This is a genomic window from Salmonella sp. SAL04196 (assembly GCF_046550835.1).
In the GTDB taxonomy this organism is placed as follows: Bacteria; Pseudomonadota; Gammaproteobacteria; order Enterobacterales; family Enterobacteriaceae; genus Salmonella; species Salmonella enterica.
Genome location: NZ_JBGDXE010000003.1, coordinates 427,670 through 442,208 on the forward strand (window position 1 = coordinate 427,670; position 14,539 = coordinate 442,208).

Sequence of the window (14,539 nt, forward strand, 5' to 3'; positions counted from 1 at the left end):
ATGGCGTCGCTAAAGCGACTTATCCGGCCTATAGCTAATGGCTTATTGGTGGGGAATGTATTTCAGACTTAGGGCAGAGATACCCTTATGATAGCCGTTCTCCAGCGTTTTTTTGTTGGTGGCGGTGACGTCAAGATCGCGCAGCAGGCCATCATTGATACTGTACGCCCAGCCGTGAATGGTCACATTCTGCCCGCGTTTCCACGCTGACTGCATAATGGTGGAATGCCCCAGGTTATAGACCTGCTCCATGACGTTCAATTCATAGAGCGCGTCCAGACGTTGCTCTTCGGGCATTTTTCCCAACAGCGAGCTATGTTTAAGCCAGATGTCGCGGATATGCAGCAACCAGTTATTAATCAAGCCCAGCTCAGGGTTTTCTACCGCAGCCTTGATACCGCCGCAACCGGAGTGGCCGCAAATGATAATATGCTCAACTTCCAGAACATCTACCGCATACTGAACCACGGAGAGACAGTTCAGATCGGTGTGAATAACCAGGTTAGCCACATTACGGTGAACAAACAATTCGCCCGGTTCAAGCCCGGTTAAACGCTCTGCGGGAACGCGGCTGTCGGAACATCCAATCCATAGAAAGCGCGGTTTTTGCGCTTGCGCCAGTTTCTCAAAAAATCCGGGGTCCTCTTCCACCAGCATTTTTGACCATAGTGCATTGTTGCTGATGAGTGTATCTATGTCTTTCATGGAAGTTAACGACCTGTAACCAAATAAGTGCGTTGGGCTAATATAGGGCAACTCCGTAGTTATTTAAACCATATATAAAGTGTAAGAACGTAAAGTAAGTGAGAATTTATGACCATTGCGCTGGAACTTCAACAACTTAAAAAAACCTATCCCGGCGGCGTTCAGGCGCTGCGCGGCATAGATTTGCAGGTCGAAGCGGGGGATTTTTACGCGCTTCTGGGGCCAAATGGAGCAGGGAAATCGACCACCATCGGTATTATCAGCTCATTGGTTAATAAAACGTCCGGGCGCGTTAACGTTTTTGGTTACGACCTGGAAAAAGACGTGGTTAACGCCAAGCGACAGCTTGGACTGGTGCCACAGGAGTTTAACTTTAACCCGTTTGAAACGGTGCAGCAGATCGTAGTGAATCAGGCCGGTTATTACGGCGTGGAACATAAAGAGGCGGTTTTACGTAGCGAAAAGTATTTAAAACAGCTCGATCTGTGGGAAAAGCGTAGTGAACGCGCGCGGATGCTGTCCGGTGGGATGAAACGCCGCCTGATGATCGCCCGCGCATTGATGCATGAACCTAAGCTATTGATTCTCGACGAGCCGACGGCGGGCGTCGATATTGAATTGCGTCGCTCGATGTGGGGATTCCTGAAAGACTTAAACGCCAAAGGCACCACGATTATTCTCACCACCCACTATCTGGAAGAGGCGGAAATGCTGTGCCGCAATATCGGTATTATTCAGCACGGTGAGCTGGTGGAAAATACCTCCATGAAAAATCTGCTTTCAAAGCTGAAATCGGAGACGTTTATTCTGGATTTAGCGCCAAAAAGCCCGCTGCCTAAGCTTGCGGGTTATCAATATCGTCTGGTGGATACCTCGACTCTGGAGGTTGAAGTGTTGCGCGAGCAGGGGGTTAACAGCGTTTTTAGCCAACTGAGCGAGCAGGGGGTTCAGGTATTAAGTATGCGTAATAAAGCCAACCGTCTGGAAGAACTGTTTGTGTCGCTGGTGCATGAAAAACAAGGAGATCGCGCATGATGCAGCTTTACTGGGTTGCCCTTAAAAGCATCTGGGCGAAAGAGATCCACCGCTTTATGCGGATCTGGGTGCAAACGCTAGTGCCGCCTGTCATCACGATGACGCTCTATTTTATTATTTTCGGTAACCTGATCGGTTCGCGCATCGGCGAAATGCATGGTTTTAGCTATATGCAATTTATTGTGCCGGGCCTGATTATGATGGCGGTTATTACTAACTCCTACGCGAATGTCGCGTCGTCATTTTTTAGCGCCAAGTTTCAGCGCAATATTGAGGAACTGCTGGTCGCGCCGGTACCAACGCACGTGATTATCGCCGGATTTGTCGGCGGCGGCGTGGCGCGCGGGCTGTGCGTGGGGATTCTGGTGACGGCGATTTCGCTCTTTTTTGTGCCTTTCCAGGTGCATTCCTGGGTATTTGTCGCGCTAACGCTGATTCTGACCGCGATTCTGTTCTCGCTGGCCGGACTGCTGAACGCCGTGTTTGCGAAAACCTTTGACGATATCAGCCTGATCCCGACCTTTGTGCTGACGCCGCTGACCTACCTCGGTGGGGTATTTTACTCGCTGACGCTGCTGCCGCCGTTCTGGCAAGGGTTGTCGCACCTGAACCCGATCGTCTACATGATCAGCGGCTTCCGCTACGGCTTCCTGGGCATCCATGATGTGCCGCTGGTCACCACATTTGGCGTACTGGTGATCTTTATCGCCGCTTTCTACCTGCTGTGCTGGTCGCTGATCCAGCGTGGGCGCGGTTTGCGCAGTTAAGTGTTGACAGGGGAGATGGGGCGTTGGGTTGCACTTCGCTTCACCCCATCTACGGGGCCGTAATATCAATGGGTTACGGGTCTGTAGGGGGAGGCTTGCTGAAACCCAACGCTTCTCTCAGCGAATCTGAATCTCCAGCGTGGCGGTAGCCTGGTATTCTCCGGTGTGGGGAACATGTCCGGTGGTATTGACCGGCGCGGCGGTGAACTCGGTGCTGCCTCTACCGTCGGCGTAATCTTCAATCGGCAATTCGGCGCTGCCGCCGGGAACGATGGTCTTATCGTATTTATCGGAAATCCGTATCCCTAAATTCTCATTGTCGGTTTTCAGGTATTCCGGGTTGTGCGGATCGGTTTCTCCATTCAATGACATTGACAGGTTGGTGCCGTCCGCCACGTTGCTACAGGTAAAGTTTACCTGAGTGGTGACGTGCGAGTTCTGCGGACTGTCGCCGAGGTGACGAATATCTTTGCCCTCAATATCCGGCAGCCTGACCTCGATAACCTGCCCGGCGTTGATGGAACAGGACTGCGGCACGGTAATGGTCCCGGACATGGTGACGTGCGCGATAGGGGGAACGGAGGGGGGAATATTATCTCCACTGCTGCCCGGCGTTTTTGATAAATAGAGATTCATGATCGTTGTTTGCGGGATCGAGATTTCTCCGACCAAAGGATGAGTAATATAAATCCTTACCGTGCCTTTATTGCCCGCCGTCATTGATTTCATTTCTGCATCGCCACAGCCGCCTGCGGAGGCATCATTATTGCTGATTGAGGAAAACGGGACGGGAATATATTCGCCAAGCTTCCCGGCTATATACGCTTCGGTACCAATTTCCAGTTTGCCTGCCACGAGGACATAGTAATCCATATGTCCGTAGTATCGCGTCTCGCTGTGCGTGCCTTTCTGTGTCAGATCGCCGGTGGTCGCAGTGAAATAGTTGTACCCGCGATAATCACTGTTATCGCAGTCGCATTTAGCCGAATATTCTCCGCCTGCTGACCAGTGCTCTTCAACGATGGTTCCCGTCTGGTTCCCATCCGTATCGGTAATGGTTTGATTAAAACTAAAAGGAAAATCATGCGTGCCGCTGGTTGGTTGACACCAGCCGCTTCCGTTGCCCATCGTTCCGTCTGCCAGCGCATGGCCTGAAAATAGCGACAACGCCAGCAGCATCCATAAATTCTTCATTGTGTTCCTCACTGGCAGACGGCGTTCGCCATCACTATGCCGTTCATATTTTTGCTGATATCCAGACGGTAATCCGCGCGGCAAGAGGCGCTTCCCCAGTTCACCAGGAGCAGGCCCTCTTCCGGCAGGCCGCTGAGGAAGACCTGGCCTTTATCGCCGACGATACTGGCCAGGTTCGCATCCTGCCCATCGACGCTTGCCGTCGCGCCAAAGGGCACGGGCTCGCCATTGCTGCGCGTCAGCGTTAACAGCGCGCGATAGCCCTTATGCGTGTCATACGCCGCGCGCACCACCGCATTACGCGTCGGGTAGACAGTCTGGTTGTTGAGTGGAATATCCACGTTGTCGGCAAACGTGCTGCTGTCGAGCGAGATATCGTAGCGATAATACGGAGTGACGTTGGGGATCACCGTATAACCCCGGAAGTCGGTGGCGACGCCGGTCTGGTTTTCAACCGAAACGCCGCTGGCACCGGGCGCTTTAATTAAAATCGCCGCGCCGGTAATTGGCTGGCTCAGGGTAATACCGTTTTCGTGCGCCAGAATGCCGCCGCTGATGCCGTAGCTGACCTGTTGGCTATCTGGCGACTGATTGTAACCGGCGTTGAGGTTGGCATAAGTGCCTTTGTAGCTGGCGTTTACCCCGCCGGAATCACCGTCTTGTGTGCTGTGGCTCTGCTGTAACGACCAGTTCAGGTTTCTGTCACGCAGCGCGGTGCCGCTAAGGGTGGTGCTGTTCACCGTAGCATCGTGCTTACGCGTGTTCAGCATATAGCTGGCGTATAGCCTGGAATCGAACACCGTAAACGGAACATGCAGCGACAGCGTGAACAGCCGATCGTTCTGGTTATAACGATCGTCGTCGTTATCATCATCGTCATTATCCGATCGGTACTGGTAGGTGTTTTTGTTATAGCTGTAGCTTAACGTATAGCTCACCGGGCCCCAGCTATTGTTGTAGTTGGCGCTCAGAGATTCCATCTGCTGCGCGCTGTGCCAGTAATCTTCTTTTACCCAACTTAGCGTTAAGGAACCGAGCGTATCGCTAATTTGCTGGTTGACTGAAGCTTCAAAACGATTATGGCGCTTGCCGTAGTTATCATAAAAATCGTCGTCCGGGTTGATCACCTCGCTCAGCGAATTGTAGTTTTCGCTGGCGTAACGATAGCCGGCCAGCGAAAACGTGGTGCCCGTACTGACGACGCCCTTGCTGTAGCGGACGCGCCAGGATTGCCCGGCTTCTTTGCGGCCATCGTCAAATTTGGCGTGCGACCAGATACCGTCCAGGGAAATGGCCCCCAGCATCTGCATATTTTGCCCGACGCCGAAGGCGACGGACTGGTATTTATCGCCGGCAATCTGGCTGCCGCCGTACAGCGTGATACCCCACGGCAGGCCGTACAGCAGGGTCGCCTGGCCGAAGTCGTCCAGCGTGTGGTTGTCGTAATCACGATATTTACCCACGGTCACGCTGTATTTTGCCCGTCCGGTGCGCTGCAGAATCGGCAGCGAAGAGTAGGGCACGATAAAATGCTGTTCGCTACCGTCGGCTTCTTTTACCGTCACGTCGTAGTCGCCGTTGCTACCGGTGGGAAACATATCGTTGATTTCAAATTCGCCCGGCGAAACGGCAGTTTGATAGGCGATATAACCGTTTTGCCGCACGATAACCTGCGCGTTTGAACGGGCGATGCCGCGAATCGTCGGGGCGTAACCACGCTGGCTGTTGGGCTGCATTTGATCGTCAGAGGTGAGCTGGAGGCCGCGAAAAGGTACGCTGTCGAACACGTCGGATGGCGTATTGCTGTCTCCGGCGGTGAACTGGCTTTTCAGCGCGATAATGTCGCGCTGTAAATAGTTATAAACGCTGTTCCAGCTACCGCTCTCGCCGTTATTTGCGCTCCAGTTACTGTAGTTGCGAAAACGCCACGGCCCGAGGTTAAAACCCGGCTGGAGAGCGAGATACTTCGATTCCGCATCGTCGGAATCCTCACTGGAACCGTACTCTTTATAGCCGCTGAAACTGTAGTTCAGCATTAGCGCGGTAATTCCCTCCTGCCACTTTTCCGGCGGCACGTAGCCGCGCGCGTTGTTGGCGATGTAGAGTTGAGGGATGCTTATCGATAATGCCTGTTGCTGAAAATCAAACTGCTGGCTGGCACCGGGGATAGCGCTGAGATCGACGCAGCTTTTTTCACTCTCCAGCGTTGGAAAAAGGTCGGTTTTGACGCCGCTATCTTTTAGTTCCTGAAGCCGTAAACAGCCCTGTAATGCCTGTTGACCGTCACTGAGCGTCGTGAGTTGAAAATCAACGTTTCGCGCGCCGATTTCTGTTTTGTTGATAATGATAGTGACGTAATAGGTGCCAGGAAGTTGGCTTTTGTCGTTATCAAATGTCGACAGATCGACGCTTGTGCGATTCGCCTGCCCATGGTGTTCAATAAATGCCGGATTGAAATAGTCGCGCGCCCATGCAACATGTGCGAACGTGCTGCCCAGCGCGATACACACAGCGCAGCGCGATAAATAAAATCCCCTGTGTTGCCCTTTGCGCATCGGCACTCTCATCCCTGTCACTCTTCTCAAGGCGTTTGTTTATGTTCGGGGCCAGTACCGCCAAAATCGTTGATGATAGACCAGGCGATCGGGCCGCTGGCGGCGGCAGGCAGCGTGTACTGCGCGTTGCCGAAAGGCGCCACATAGCGCGGGGCTTTTACTTTTTGACTGCCAACGGAAAGGGTGGCGAAGTTCATATAATAGGGCGTGGGGTTCTTCACGGTGAGCGTGCGACCCTGACGCGACCACGTTAACCGATCGGCAACCTCTTCTGGCTTTTGGGTTAACGCTTTTGGCCGGTAAATCAGCTTAAATTCCGCTTTAACGGCCAGCATGAGCGTATTGTGCTTATTGTCCGGATTGCTGCTGGGAATCGATTTAATATCCAGCCAGTACAGCGACTCGCGATCTTCCGGCAAATTGCCGCCGGTACGGATAATTCGCAGTACGTTCTTTTGCCCGCCATTAAGGCGAAAAAGCGGCGGGGTGACCATAAACGGCGCATCGCCGATCGCCCCGGTTTCGCTGATCGATTGCGCCCAGGACTGAATTAAATAGGGAACGTTGTCGCTATTGCTTATCGATATGGATGCATCTTTGGCATCGCCGTGAAAAATAACCCGCGTTGTGCCGATGTTTATCCCTGCGGCATGCGCCAGCGAACCGCACAACAGGCAACAAAGCAACCCTGCTTTAGCCAATGAATTCATTGATGACCTCAATAAATAAATGGGCCAGCCGACGCTGGCCGCCAGGATCAGTTATATTGCAGATAGAATGTTGCGCTTGCATCGACATTTCCCGACCCAACGGGAACCGCGGTGGCGATATAGCGGGCGGTGAAAGGCATTGAGAGTGTCGTCACCCCCTCTTCTGTAGGGAGCGCGACTGCGGAAGACCATGCCTGAAGATCGTTAAAGGTCACTGGCGTACTGTCACCCGTTTTATCAAGAATTTGCACGCCAATATTCTGAGCATCAGCCTCATTTTTCAGGATGGTCGCATCGGTTCCGTCGAGCGTACCTTCAAAGCGCGCCTGTACATTGCTGTAGATGTTTGCGTCGCAGTTTTCGAGATCGATGGTGAAGCCTTTATCCCCTGCCGTTTGCCCTGCGGCAGTAAAAAGAGAGGCAAATTCGTTCTGTAATGTTACCTCTATTAATACTGAATCCGTTTTTACCGTACAGGCGTTTTGCTGAATGAGGCCGGTGATATGTACGGTGCCGTCTTTAGCGGCGTCTGCCAGCGCGGCGGGGGAGAGGGTGATGGCAGCCAGTGCCACAGCGAGTGTTTTTAAGGTGAGTTTCATTATCTTTGATCCTTTAAGATATTATAAATATTGACATAGTAGCAATATTTATTGTGTGGAAAGTTATTGTTCTTTTTATTCCCGAATGAGTAAATATGATGTTCGATGATTTTTGCGGCGCGAAGAAAAATTCAGAATACATAAATATAAAATATTTATAATATATATTTTATTGATTGTTTCGGTGGATATTTATTTAAGAATTGCCGTGATTATACTTTCAATGGGCCAGATTCTATGAAGGCTGCGAACATTTTTAAAAATAATGCAAATTTTTTTGAATAAAAAATGATCGTGGTCATAGAGTGTTGTTGGCCAAAAAAACATGCTGACATGCTGGATTGGAGCTCAATGGAGGAGAAGTTATGCTGGGATGGGTGATTACCTGCCATGACGATCGCGCACAGGATATGCTTGATCGCCTGGAGAGAAAAAATGGTCCGCTGGCGCAATGCCGGGCGGTCAATTTTTGGCGCGGCGTGAGCTCAAACATGTTGAGCCGTATGATGTGTGATGCCCTCCATGCCACCGACTCCGGTGAAGGCGTGATATTTTTAACCGACATTTCCGGCGCGGCGCCTTATCGTGTAGCGTCGCTGATGAGCCATAAACATTCTCAATGTGAAGTTATTTCAGGTGTCAGCTATTCATTGATAGAGGAAATGCTTCCTTTGCGAGAGTCGATGAGCAGTTCAGCATTTCGCGACCAGATTGTCGCGCTTGGCGCGCCGGATGTCACCAGTCTCTGGCATCAGCAGCAGAAAAACCCGCCTTTTGTATTGCTACATGATTTGTATGAGTTTTGATCAATACCATTGACGACGCTTTTGCTACAATAACGGCGTTTTTTCGCCTCGGTTATGATATATGGTTATGCGCGTTGTTCTTATCTTGCTGTTCTTTTTCTCCGGTAATGTGTTGGCTGCCTTGCCCGCTCGTTATATGCAAACGACGAAAGACGCCGCCATCTGGTCGCAGATTGGCGATAAAATGGTGACCGTAGGGAATATCCGCGCCGGACAAATTCTTTCCGTAACGCCTGTTGCGGCTGATTATTATGCCTTTAAATTCGGCTTCGGCGAGGGGTTTATCGATAAAGACCATCTGGAACCTGTGCAGGGAAAACAAAAAGTGGAAGATGGCCTGGGCGATCTTAACAAGCCGCTCAGCAATCAGAATCTGGTGACCTGGAAGGACACGCCGGTGTATAACGCGCCGGACATCAGTAGCGCCCCGTTTGGCGTATTGGTGGACAACTTGCGTTACCCCATTATTAGTAAGCTGAAAGGCAGGCTACATCAAACCTGGTATCAGATCCGTATTGGCGACAGGCTGGCTTATGTCAGCGCCATGGATGCGCAGGAAGACAACGGCATTCCGATTTTGACCTATCATCACATCTTACGTGATGAAGAGAATACCCGTTTTCGCCATACGTCCACCACGACTTCGGTTCGGGCATTCAGCAACCAAATGACCTGGCTTCGCGATCGCGGCTATGCCACGTTGACGATGTACCAACTGGAGGATTACATCCATAACCGCGCGAATTTCCCGGCGCGCGCGGTGGCTATCACCTTTGATGATGGCCTTAAATCGGTGAGTCGCTATGCGTATCCGGTATTAAAGCAGTACGATATGAAAGCGACGGCATTTATTATTTCATCGCGTATTAAGCGCCATCCGCAAAAATGGAATCCCAGGTCGCTGCAATTTATGAGCGTGTCCGAATTGCGCAAGATAAGCGATGTTTTTGATTTTCAGTCGCATACTCACTTTTTACATCGGGTAGATGGGCATCGTCGTCCGATTTTATATAGCCGCAGCTACCATAATATTCTGTTTGATTTTGAACGTTCGCGGCGGGCGCTCGCACAGTTTACTCCGCACGTATTTTATCTTTCTTATCCCTTTGGCGGCTATAACGCGACCGCGATCAAAGCAGCAAAAGACGCCGGTTTCCATCTGGCGGTCACCACGGTGAGAGGGAAGGTGAAGCCGGGAGATAATCCGATGCTGCTCAAAAGGCTGTATATTTTACGCACGGATTCGCTGGAAACCATGTCGCGGCTGATCAGCAACCAGCCGCAGGGGTAAGGACTATCAGGCAACCTGGACCGGAATGGCTTTCGCGGTACGCTTCATTTCGTTGTCGCCTTCAAAGTAGGCCACTTTCGGCCGCCATGTCCGGGCTTCTTCATCAGACATGGTGACGAAGCTGGCGATAATCACAATGTCGCCAACCTCAGCGCAGTGCGCCGCCGCGCCGTTCACCGAGATGATTCTGGAGCCGCGTTCAGCCGCAATCGCATAGGTTGAGAAACGTTTCCCATTGGTCACGTTCCAGATATCAATCGCTTCGTTTTCCAGAATACCGGAGGCATCGAGGAAATCCTGGTCAATGGCACAGGAACCTTCGTAGTGCAGGTCCGCCTGCGTGACTTTTACGCGGTGGAGCTTGCCTTGCAGCATGGTGCGAATCATAACATCTATACCCTGTCGTTTATCTTGACTAAGCAGGCGCTTGTGGCCTGCTTTGGAAATTCTCAGGCAGTATTGCCCGATTTTTAACCCCTGTCTACTGGGCTAATGTAACGCTTTGATTATCGATCAGACGCGCCTGACCCAGCCAGGCGGCGGCCAGAATCACGGCGCGTTTGCTGGTTTCCGTCAGTTCCAGCAGCGTGTCGGCATCACGGATTTGAATGTCGTCGGCACGGAAGCCTTTTTCATTCAATTCCTGTTCGGCAATGGCAATAATCTCTTGCAGCTCACGATTACCCGCAATCAGTTTTTCAGCGATGCTATTCATCACGTTGTGTAGACCTGGCGCAATTTTGCGCTGCTCTGCGGTCAGATAACTGTTACGTGAGCTGAGCGCCAGGCCGTCTTTGGCGCGGATAATCGGCACGCCGACGATCTCAATGTCATAACTCATATCCGCCACCATTTTGCGAATCAGCGCCAGTTGCTGGAAATCTTTCTCGCCAAAGCAGGCGATATCCGGCTGGATCAGGTTGAACAGCTTGCTGACGATGGTCGAGACGCCGCGGAAGTGGCCCGGACGGCTGGCGCCTTCCAGCATGGTGGAGAGGCCGGGAACATCAACGTACGTCTGGCCTTCCAGCCCCTGCGGGTAAATTTCCTCAACGGCTGGCGCAAAGACATAATCGACTTTGCGCTTGTTCAGCTTTTCACAGTCTTCCTGCAGCGTGCGCGGATAACGCACCAGATCGTCCGGCCGGTCAAACTGCATCGGATTGACGAAAATGCTGACGAACACCACATCAGCCCGGGCTTTTGCCTCATCGACCAGCTTCATATGACCGTCGTGCAGATTGCCCATGGTGGGAACCAGTGCGACGCGTTTGCCTTCCTGACGCAGACGACGGATATGCTGGCGCAGCAGCGGCAGGGTTTCAATGATTAGCACAACAAGACTCCTTGAGTTGCCTGATGATCCTGCCCGATGGCGCTGCGCTTATCAGGCCTACATCCGTTGAGGATCTGTAGGCCGGATAAGACGCGTCGCGTCGCCATCCGGCACGGTTAGAAAAATTAGTGAAAGCTGTGTTCTTCGCCCGGATAAACGCCGGACTCTACTTCAGCTATATACTGCCGTACAGCTGCGCGCATGTCGCCCGTTTCGGCAAGGAAATTTTTCGCAAATTTAGGGATATGGCCGCCGGTGATGCCGAACGCGTCGTGCATTACCAGGATCTGCCCGTCGGTAACGTTGCCCGCGCCGATGCCGATCACCGGAATCGACAGTGCTTCCGTGACGCGCTTCGCCAGTTCAACCGGCACGCATTCCAGCACCAGCAGCTGTGCGCCCGCCGCTTCTAAGGCCAGCGCGTCATCCAGCAGCACTTGTCCAGCGTCGCCGCGCCCCTGAATTTTATAGCCGCCGAAGATATTCACCGACTGCGGCGTCAGCCCAAGATGGCCGCACACCGGTACGGCGCGTTCGGTGAGCATTTTCACCGTATCAACCAGCCAGGCGCCGCCTTCGATCTTGACCATATTGGCCCCGGCGCGCATCACGATGGCCGCGTTTTCAAACGCCTGTTCCGGCGTGGCATAAGCCATAAACGGCAGGTCGGAGAGCAGCAGGCAGTTCGGCGCGCCACGGCGAACGGCGCGGGTATGGTAGGCGATATCTTCCACGGTGACCGGCAGGGTGGAGTCGTGCCCCTGAATTGTCATGCCCAGGGAATCGCCCACCAGCATCACGTTGATGCCTTCATCGGCGAACAGTTTGGCAAAGCTATAGTCGTAGGCGGTGATTGTCGCGAAGCGCTTCTTTTCCTGTTTGCATTTTTGCAGCAGTGAGATAGTGGTGGGTTTGCTCATAACCTCTCCGGCCATAATATTGATGAATAGAATGGCCGCATTGTAGGGGAATGATCGAAGAAAGTGTTAGCGCTTTGTGGGAAAGGAAAAAACCGGCAGAGGAGGTCTGCCGGAATAAACATCAGGGATAAGTAATGGTGAATTTACCCGTAGCTTTGAATTTTCCTGGGGTTATCGCTTTGTTACCATCCTGTTTCAGGGTCGCCTGGAAATTCATTACCTGCTCAGCATTCCCAATTTCGCTATTTTCGTAATCCGGGGAATTAGTAAAAGAATAAATAGAACTGCTGATGTTTGGCTTAAGTAAGGTCCAGTCAGCAGGGCTGTTTGGATTTTTCTCCCCTTCGATCATAACACCAATGCCACCAGCCGCTTCACTGCCGGTAAGTGTATTACCGAGCAAGGTGTTATCCTGCCCTCCTACCGTTGCAGAACTTAACGTAACATTCAATTCTTTAACGTAAGCGCAATTACTGAGCTTTATGGAAAATTTGCGGTTAATGGTATTCGCCGAAATGTCTTTGGCATTCTGTTCCCCAAATGGGACCGTTGAATTTGTTACCCCATCGCCTGTGACCGCATTGGCCTGGCAAGTAGGATAGTTAATCGTCAACTGATTTGGTGCTATATCGTAATATACATTATATGAGCCTGAGAAGGCTGGTGATGAAGCAAATTGATAATCATACGATTGTTCTTTTCGTAGCGAGACAGATAACGAAGTTGCTCCGGCAGGATTAAAAGAGTCATCAATATACAAATGATATTTAACCCACAGAACAATACCGCCTAATCCAAAATAGGTCCAGTTGGTTGGCCTCTGACAGAGTTCGAAACGACCATCCTTTGGCATGATATTTGTTAAATCAAATTTTTTTGCGCCGGACGTTTCTCCGTTGCTCCAGTTTACCCAGAATTTTTCATTCCAGTATTGGCCGCCAAAGTTGATGCTGGTGACTTCGATACCCATGTACATACCAGGAGTATTAGTTTCCCATAACATATTACCGTTGTAGGTTTTACCGGAGTTCTTGTAGCCATGATACAGTGTCAGGACATGGTTATCGCCATCTTTGTTACAACTTAGCCCAGTACCGGGGTCGAGTTCTGTCGCATCATTCGATACGGAGATTTCACGCAGCCCTGAGCCGTTATGAATAGCTATTGGATTAAGCATGTTTTTGGGCGCATAGGATTTTGTAAAATCCTGCATCGCTCCCCATACGTTTCCCCCTTCATTCTTTGTATATTGGCCTACATATAGTGACCAGCCATACGAAGGCGTCACAAAAGAAACGAAAGATAACAGTAATAATGATATGATTTTAATGACACTCTTTAGTCTTTGAGTGTTTAATAGCGTCAGTCGGTGATCGCATTTTGTTATCATAATAGTTAACTGGTCCTCACGTTATTCGTATTCAACATTTACCAGCACGCGGCTGCTGAGTTTGCCGGGGACGACCACGTCGTTACTGAGGACTTTCTGCATCCGGGCATAAAACGTCCATGAGGTATCGCTGTATGTCGTCGCGGCAAAGGTTGCCCGCGAGGAGCCATCGGTGTTCAGAACGTTATGGCGGGGTGACTCGGTGGTAAAAATCACTACGCCGACGTTGGAGGCACCGTCTGTGCTGGTCGCTAAATCATTGGCAAACACCTGCTTATTACCGGTAACGAACTGCCCGCTCTGTGGTAAGAAGTTAAACGTGACGTTCGTGATTGCGCCGCCGCTAACCGGGCAGCTTATCAACTTAATCAGAAATTCCTTGCCGCCCCCGTAGTCCGTTTCCGCCGTGATGCCATCGGCGAAGTAACTCGGCCCGACGGTCGCTAAACTGACTGTACCATTACCGTCAATTTCAATCTGGCAGGTATCTTTCTGCACGGTGGCGGTAAAATCCACGTTGGTGTCGGCATACAGCGGCGCGATAAACAGGGCTGTTGCCAGCCCTGAAAATAACGTGGCGAGCGTGAGTCTGCGCAAACGTCTCATTGGTATCACCATTACTGGTAAGTGATGGTGAAGGTGGTGGGGGAATAGAAGTCACCTGCTGTTAGCGCAGTGATTGCATAACCGGTAACCGGCACCATGCGAGCGCTTAACGGATAATCAACCGGTGTGGTTGAACTTGCACTGCTCAGATCAATCTCTTGCGCATTTTTGTTACGGCAGTGGAACTGGACGCTGTTAGAACCTTCCGGGGTATCTGTTGTCCAGAGTTCAACTGCGGTTCTCTGCGCTTTAGACGTCGCTGTGGAGGCGTTGGCAAATTCTGCGTTAGTCGAATCGTTGCCTGCGCAACCTGCATCTCTTGGCGCAATGACCAAAGAGGCTTTTTTATCTTTTAATCCCGCGCAGTCACTGAAGCGCAGTTTAAAGCTTTTGACTTTTGTTTTGGCAAAAACTTCCGAAATGTAGACGTTGCCAAATGCGATGGTATCGGTGGCGGTTTCACCGTCCAGCACCGATGCGGAGCAGGTTCCCGCCGTGATGTTGGCATTTACCGTTAAGTCCAGGCTGGCGGTGCCATCGGCCTGCGTCATTGTTGATACGCCCGCGGTCATGGTCGCCAGTGCGCCTAAGATTACGCCGCGCAATACTTGCTTTTTCATTATCA

15 protein-coding genes are annotated in these 14,539 nt (G+C 51.4%); 4 read left to right on the forward strand and 11 right to left on the reverse strand.

The window, feature by feature from the left end; all coding sequences use genetic code 11:
• Nucleotides 1–42: 42 nt before the first annotated feature.
• Nucleotides 43–705 (reverse strand): carbonate dehydratase, encoded by a 663-nt coding sequence (gene can / locus ACLJPE_RS14765; protein WP_000651590.1) that lies wholly within the window; start codon nucleotides 703–705, stop codon nucleotides 43–45.
• 108 nt (nucleotides 706–813) lie between these two features.
• On the opposite strand from can, the gene ACLJPE_RS14770 reads away from it, so the two are divergent.
• On the forward strand, nucleotides 814–1,740 hold the full coding sequence (locus ACLJPE_RS14770) for an ABC transporter ATP-binding protein (protein ID WP_001523220.1): 927 nt from the start codon (nucleotides 814–816) through the stop codon (nucleotides 1,738–1,740).
• The gene (locus ACLJPE_RS14775) at nucleotides 1,737–2,507 is read left to right on the forward strand and encodes an ABC transporter permease (protein WP_000983418.1); all 771 of its coding nucleotides are present in this window, start codon (nucleotides 1,737–1,739) and stop codon (nucleotides 2,505–2,507) included. The genes ACLJPE_RS14770 and ACLJPE_RS14775 overlap by 4 nt, the downstream gene beginning before the upstream one ends.
• Before the next feature lie 117 nt (nucleotides 2,508–2,624).
• On the opposite strand, the gene ACLJPE_RS14780 is transcribed toward ACLJPE_RS14775, so the two are convergent.
• Genes ACLJPE_RS14780 through ACLJPE_RS14795 form a run of 4 tightly spaced genes read right to left on the reverse strand, consistent with a single transcriptional unit; the run spans nucleotide 2,625 to nucleotide 7,565 of the window.
• A complete protein-coding gene (locus tag ACLJPE_RS14780; RefSeq protein ID WP_000794035.1) occupies nucleotides 2,625–3,701 on the reverse strand; it encodes a fimbrial protein in 1,077 nt (358 codons plus the stop codon).
• Nucleotides 3,702–3,709: 8 nt separating this feature from the next.
• Nucleotides 3,710–6,256: a fimbrial outer membrane usher protein gene (locus ACLJPE_RS14785; protein WP_039513852.1), complete on the reverse strand. Its 2,547-nt coding sequence runs from the start codon at nucleotides 6,254–6,256 to the stop codon at nucleotides 3,710–3,712.
• A 26-nt stretch (nucleotides 6,257–6,282) separates the two neighbouring features.
• Nucleotides 6,283–6,966, reverse strand: coding sequence for a fimbrial biogenesis chaperone StiB (gene stiB / locus ACLJPE_RS14790; protein WP_023212435.1), 684 nt, complete (start codon nucleotides 6,964–6,966; stop codon nucleotides 6,283–6,285).
• A gap of 47 nt (nucleotides 6,967–7,013) precedes the next feature.
• Nucleotides 7,014–7,565, reverse strand: coding sequence for a fimbrial protein (locus ACLJPE_RS14795; RefSeq protein WP_039513848.1), 552 nt, complete (start codon nucleotides 7,563–7,565; stop codon nucleotides 7,014–7,016).
• 365 nt (nucleotides 7,566–7,930) lie between these two features.
• On the opposite strand from ACLJPE_RS14795, the gene ACLJPE_RS14800 reads away from it, so the two are divergent.
• The gene (locus tag ACLJPE_RS14800) at nucleotides 7,931–8,371 is read left to right on the forward strand and encodes a PTS sugar transporter subunit IIA (protein ID WP_000901969.1); all 441 of its coding nucleotides are present in this window, start codon (nucleotides 7,931–7,933) and stop codon (nucleotides 8,369–8,371) included.
• 61 nt (nucleotides 8,372–8,432) lie between these two features.
• On the forward strand, nucleotides 8,433–9,662 hold the full coding sequence (locus ACLJPE_RS14805; protein ID WP_000245326.1) for a polysaccharide deacetylase family protein: 1,230 nt from the start codon (nucleotides 8,433–8,435) through the stop codon (nucleotides 9,660–9,662).
• 6 nt (nucleotides 9,663–9,668) lie between these two features.
• Here the strand turns inward: ACLJPE_RS14805 and panD are convergent, their stop codons facing one another.
• The 6 genes from panD to staE all read right to left on the reverse strand — a co-directional run bounded on the left by panD (nucleotide 9,669) and on the right by staE (nucleotide 14,534).
• Nucleotides 9,669–10,049, reverse strand: a complete 381-nt coding sequence (panD, locus tag ACLJPE_RS14810) for an aspartate 1-decarboxylase (RefSeq protein WP_000621526.1) — start codon at nucleotides 10,047–10,049, stop codon at nucleotides 9,669–9,671.
• A 94-nt stretch (nucleotides 10,050–10,143) separates the two neighbouring features.
• Complete coding sequence (panC, locus tag ACLJPE_RS14815; protein ID WP_000905340.1) at nucleotides 10,144–10,998, reverse strand: pantoate--beta-alanine ligase; 855 nt, start codon at nucleotides 10,996–10,998, stop codon at nucleotides 10,144–10,146.
• 125 nt (nucleotides 10,999–11,123) lie between these two features.
• Nucleotides 11,124–11,918: a 3-methyl-2-oxobutanoate hydroxymethyltransferase gene (gene panB, locus ACLJPE_RS14820; RefSeq protein ID WP_000043005.1), complete on the reverse strand. Its 795-nt coding sequence runs from the start codon at nucleotides 11,916–11,918 to the stop codon at nucleotides 11,124–11,126.
• A gap of 121 nt (nucleotides 11,919–12,039) precedes the next feature.
• Nucleotides 12,040–13,308: a fimbrial-like adhesin gene (locus ACLJPE_RS14825; RefSeq protein WP_072035434.1), complete on the reverse strand. Its 1,269-nt coding sequence runs from the start codon at nucleotides 13,306–13,308 to the stop codon at nucleotides 12,040–12,042.
• 21 nt (nucleotides 13,309–13,329) lie between these two features.
• Nucleotides 13,330–13,914: a fimbrial-like protein gene (locus tag ACLJPE_RS14830; protein WP_001253713.1), complete on the reverse strand. Its 585-nt coding sequence runs from the start codon at nucleotides 13,912–13,914 to the stop codon at nucleotides 13,330–13,332.
• Between the two features lie 11 nt (nucleotides 13,915–13,925).
• The gene (gene staE / locus ACLJPE_RS14835; RefSeq protein ID WP_039513842.1) at nucleotides 13,926–14,534 is read right to left on the reverse strand and encodes a fimbrial protein StaE; all 609 of its coding nucleotides are present in this window, start codon (nucleotides 14,532–14,534) and stop codon (nucleotides 13,926–13,928) included.
• Between the last annotated feature and the right edge of the window lie 5 nt (nucleotides 14,535–14,539).

What these genes read in the sequence shown, in the direction of transcription:
- ACLJPE_RS14795 (WP_039513848.1), bottom strand. Translation starts at nt 7,565, where the DNA reads ATGAAACTCACCTTAAAAACACTCGCTGTGGCACTGGCTGCCATCACC.
- ACLJPE_RS14825 (WP_072035434.1), bottom strand. Translation starts at nt 13,308, where the DNA reads ATGATAACAAAATGCGATCACCGACTGACGCTATTAAACACTCAAAGA.
- ACLJPE_RS14775 (WP_000983418.1), top strand. Translation starts at nt 1,737, where the DNA reads ATGATGCAGCTTTACTGGGTTGCCCTTAAAAGCATCTGGGCGAAAGAG.
- ACLJPE_RS14830 (WP_001253713.1), bottom strand. Translation starts at nt 13,914, where the DNA reads ATGAGACGTTTGCGCAGACTCACGCTCGCCACGTTATTTTCAGGGCTG.
- ACLJPE_RS14780 (WP_000794035.1), bottom strand. Translation starts at nt 3,701, where the DNA reads ATGAAGAATTTATGGATGCTGCTGGCGTTGTCGCTATTTTCAGGCCAT.
- ACLJPE_RS14770 (WP_001523220.1), top strand. Translation starts at nt 814, where the DNA reads ATGACCATTGCGCTGGAACTTCAACAACTTAAAAAAACCTATCCCGGC.
- can (WP_000651590.1), bottom strand. Translation starts at nt 705, where the DNA reads ATGAAAGACATAGATACACTCATCAGCAACAATGCACTATGGTCAAAA.
- staE (WP_039513842.1), bottom strand. Translation starts at nt 14,534, where the DNA reads ATGAAAAAGCAAGTATTGCGCGGCGTAATCTTAGGCGCACTGGCGACC.
- ACLJPE_RS14805 (WP_000245326.1), top strand. Translation starts at nt 8,433, where the DNA reads ATGGTTATGCGCGTTGTTCTTATCTTGCTGTTCTTTTTCTCCGGTAAT.
- stiB (WP_023212435.1), bottom strand. Translation starts at nt 6,966, where the DNA reads ATGAATTCATTGGCTAAAGCAGGGTTGCTTTGTTGCCTGTTGTGCGGT.
- ACLJPE_RS14800 (WP_000901969.1), top strand. Translation starts at nt 7,931, where the DNA reads ATGCTGGGATGGGTGATTACCTGCCATGACGATCGCGCACAGGATATG.
- ACLJPE_RS14785 (WP_039513852.1), bottom strand. Translation starts at nt 6,256, where the DNA reads ATGCGCAAAGGGCAACACAGGGGATTTTATTTATCGCGCTGCGCTGTG.
- panB (WP_000043005.1), bottom strand. Translation starts at nt 11,918, where the DNA reads ATGAGCAAACCCACCACTATCTCACTGCTGCAAAAATGCAAACAGGAA.
- panD (WP_000621526.1), bottom strand. Translation starts at nt 10,049, where the DNA reads ATGATTCGCACCATGCTGCAAGGCAAGCTCCACCGCGTAAAAGTCACG.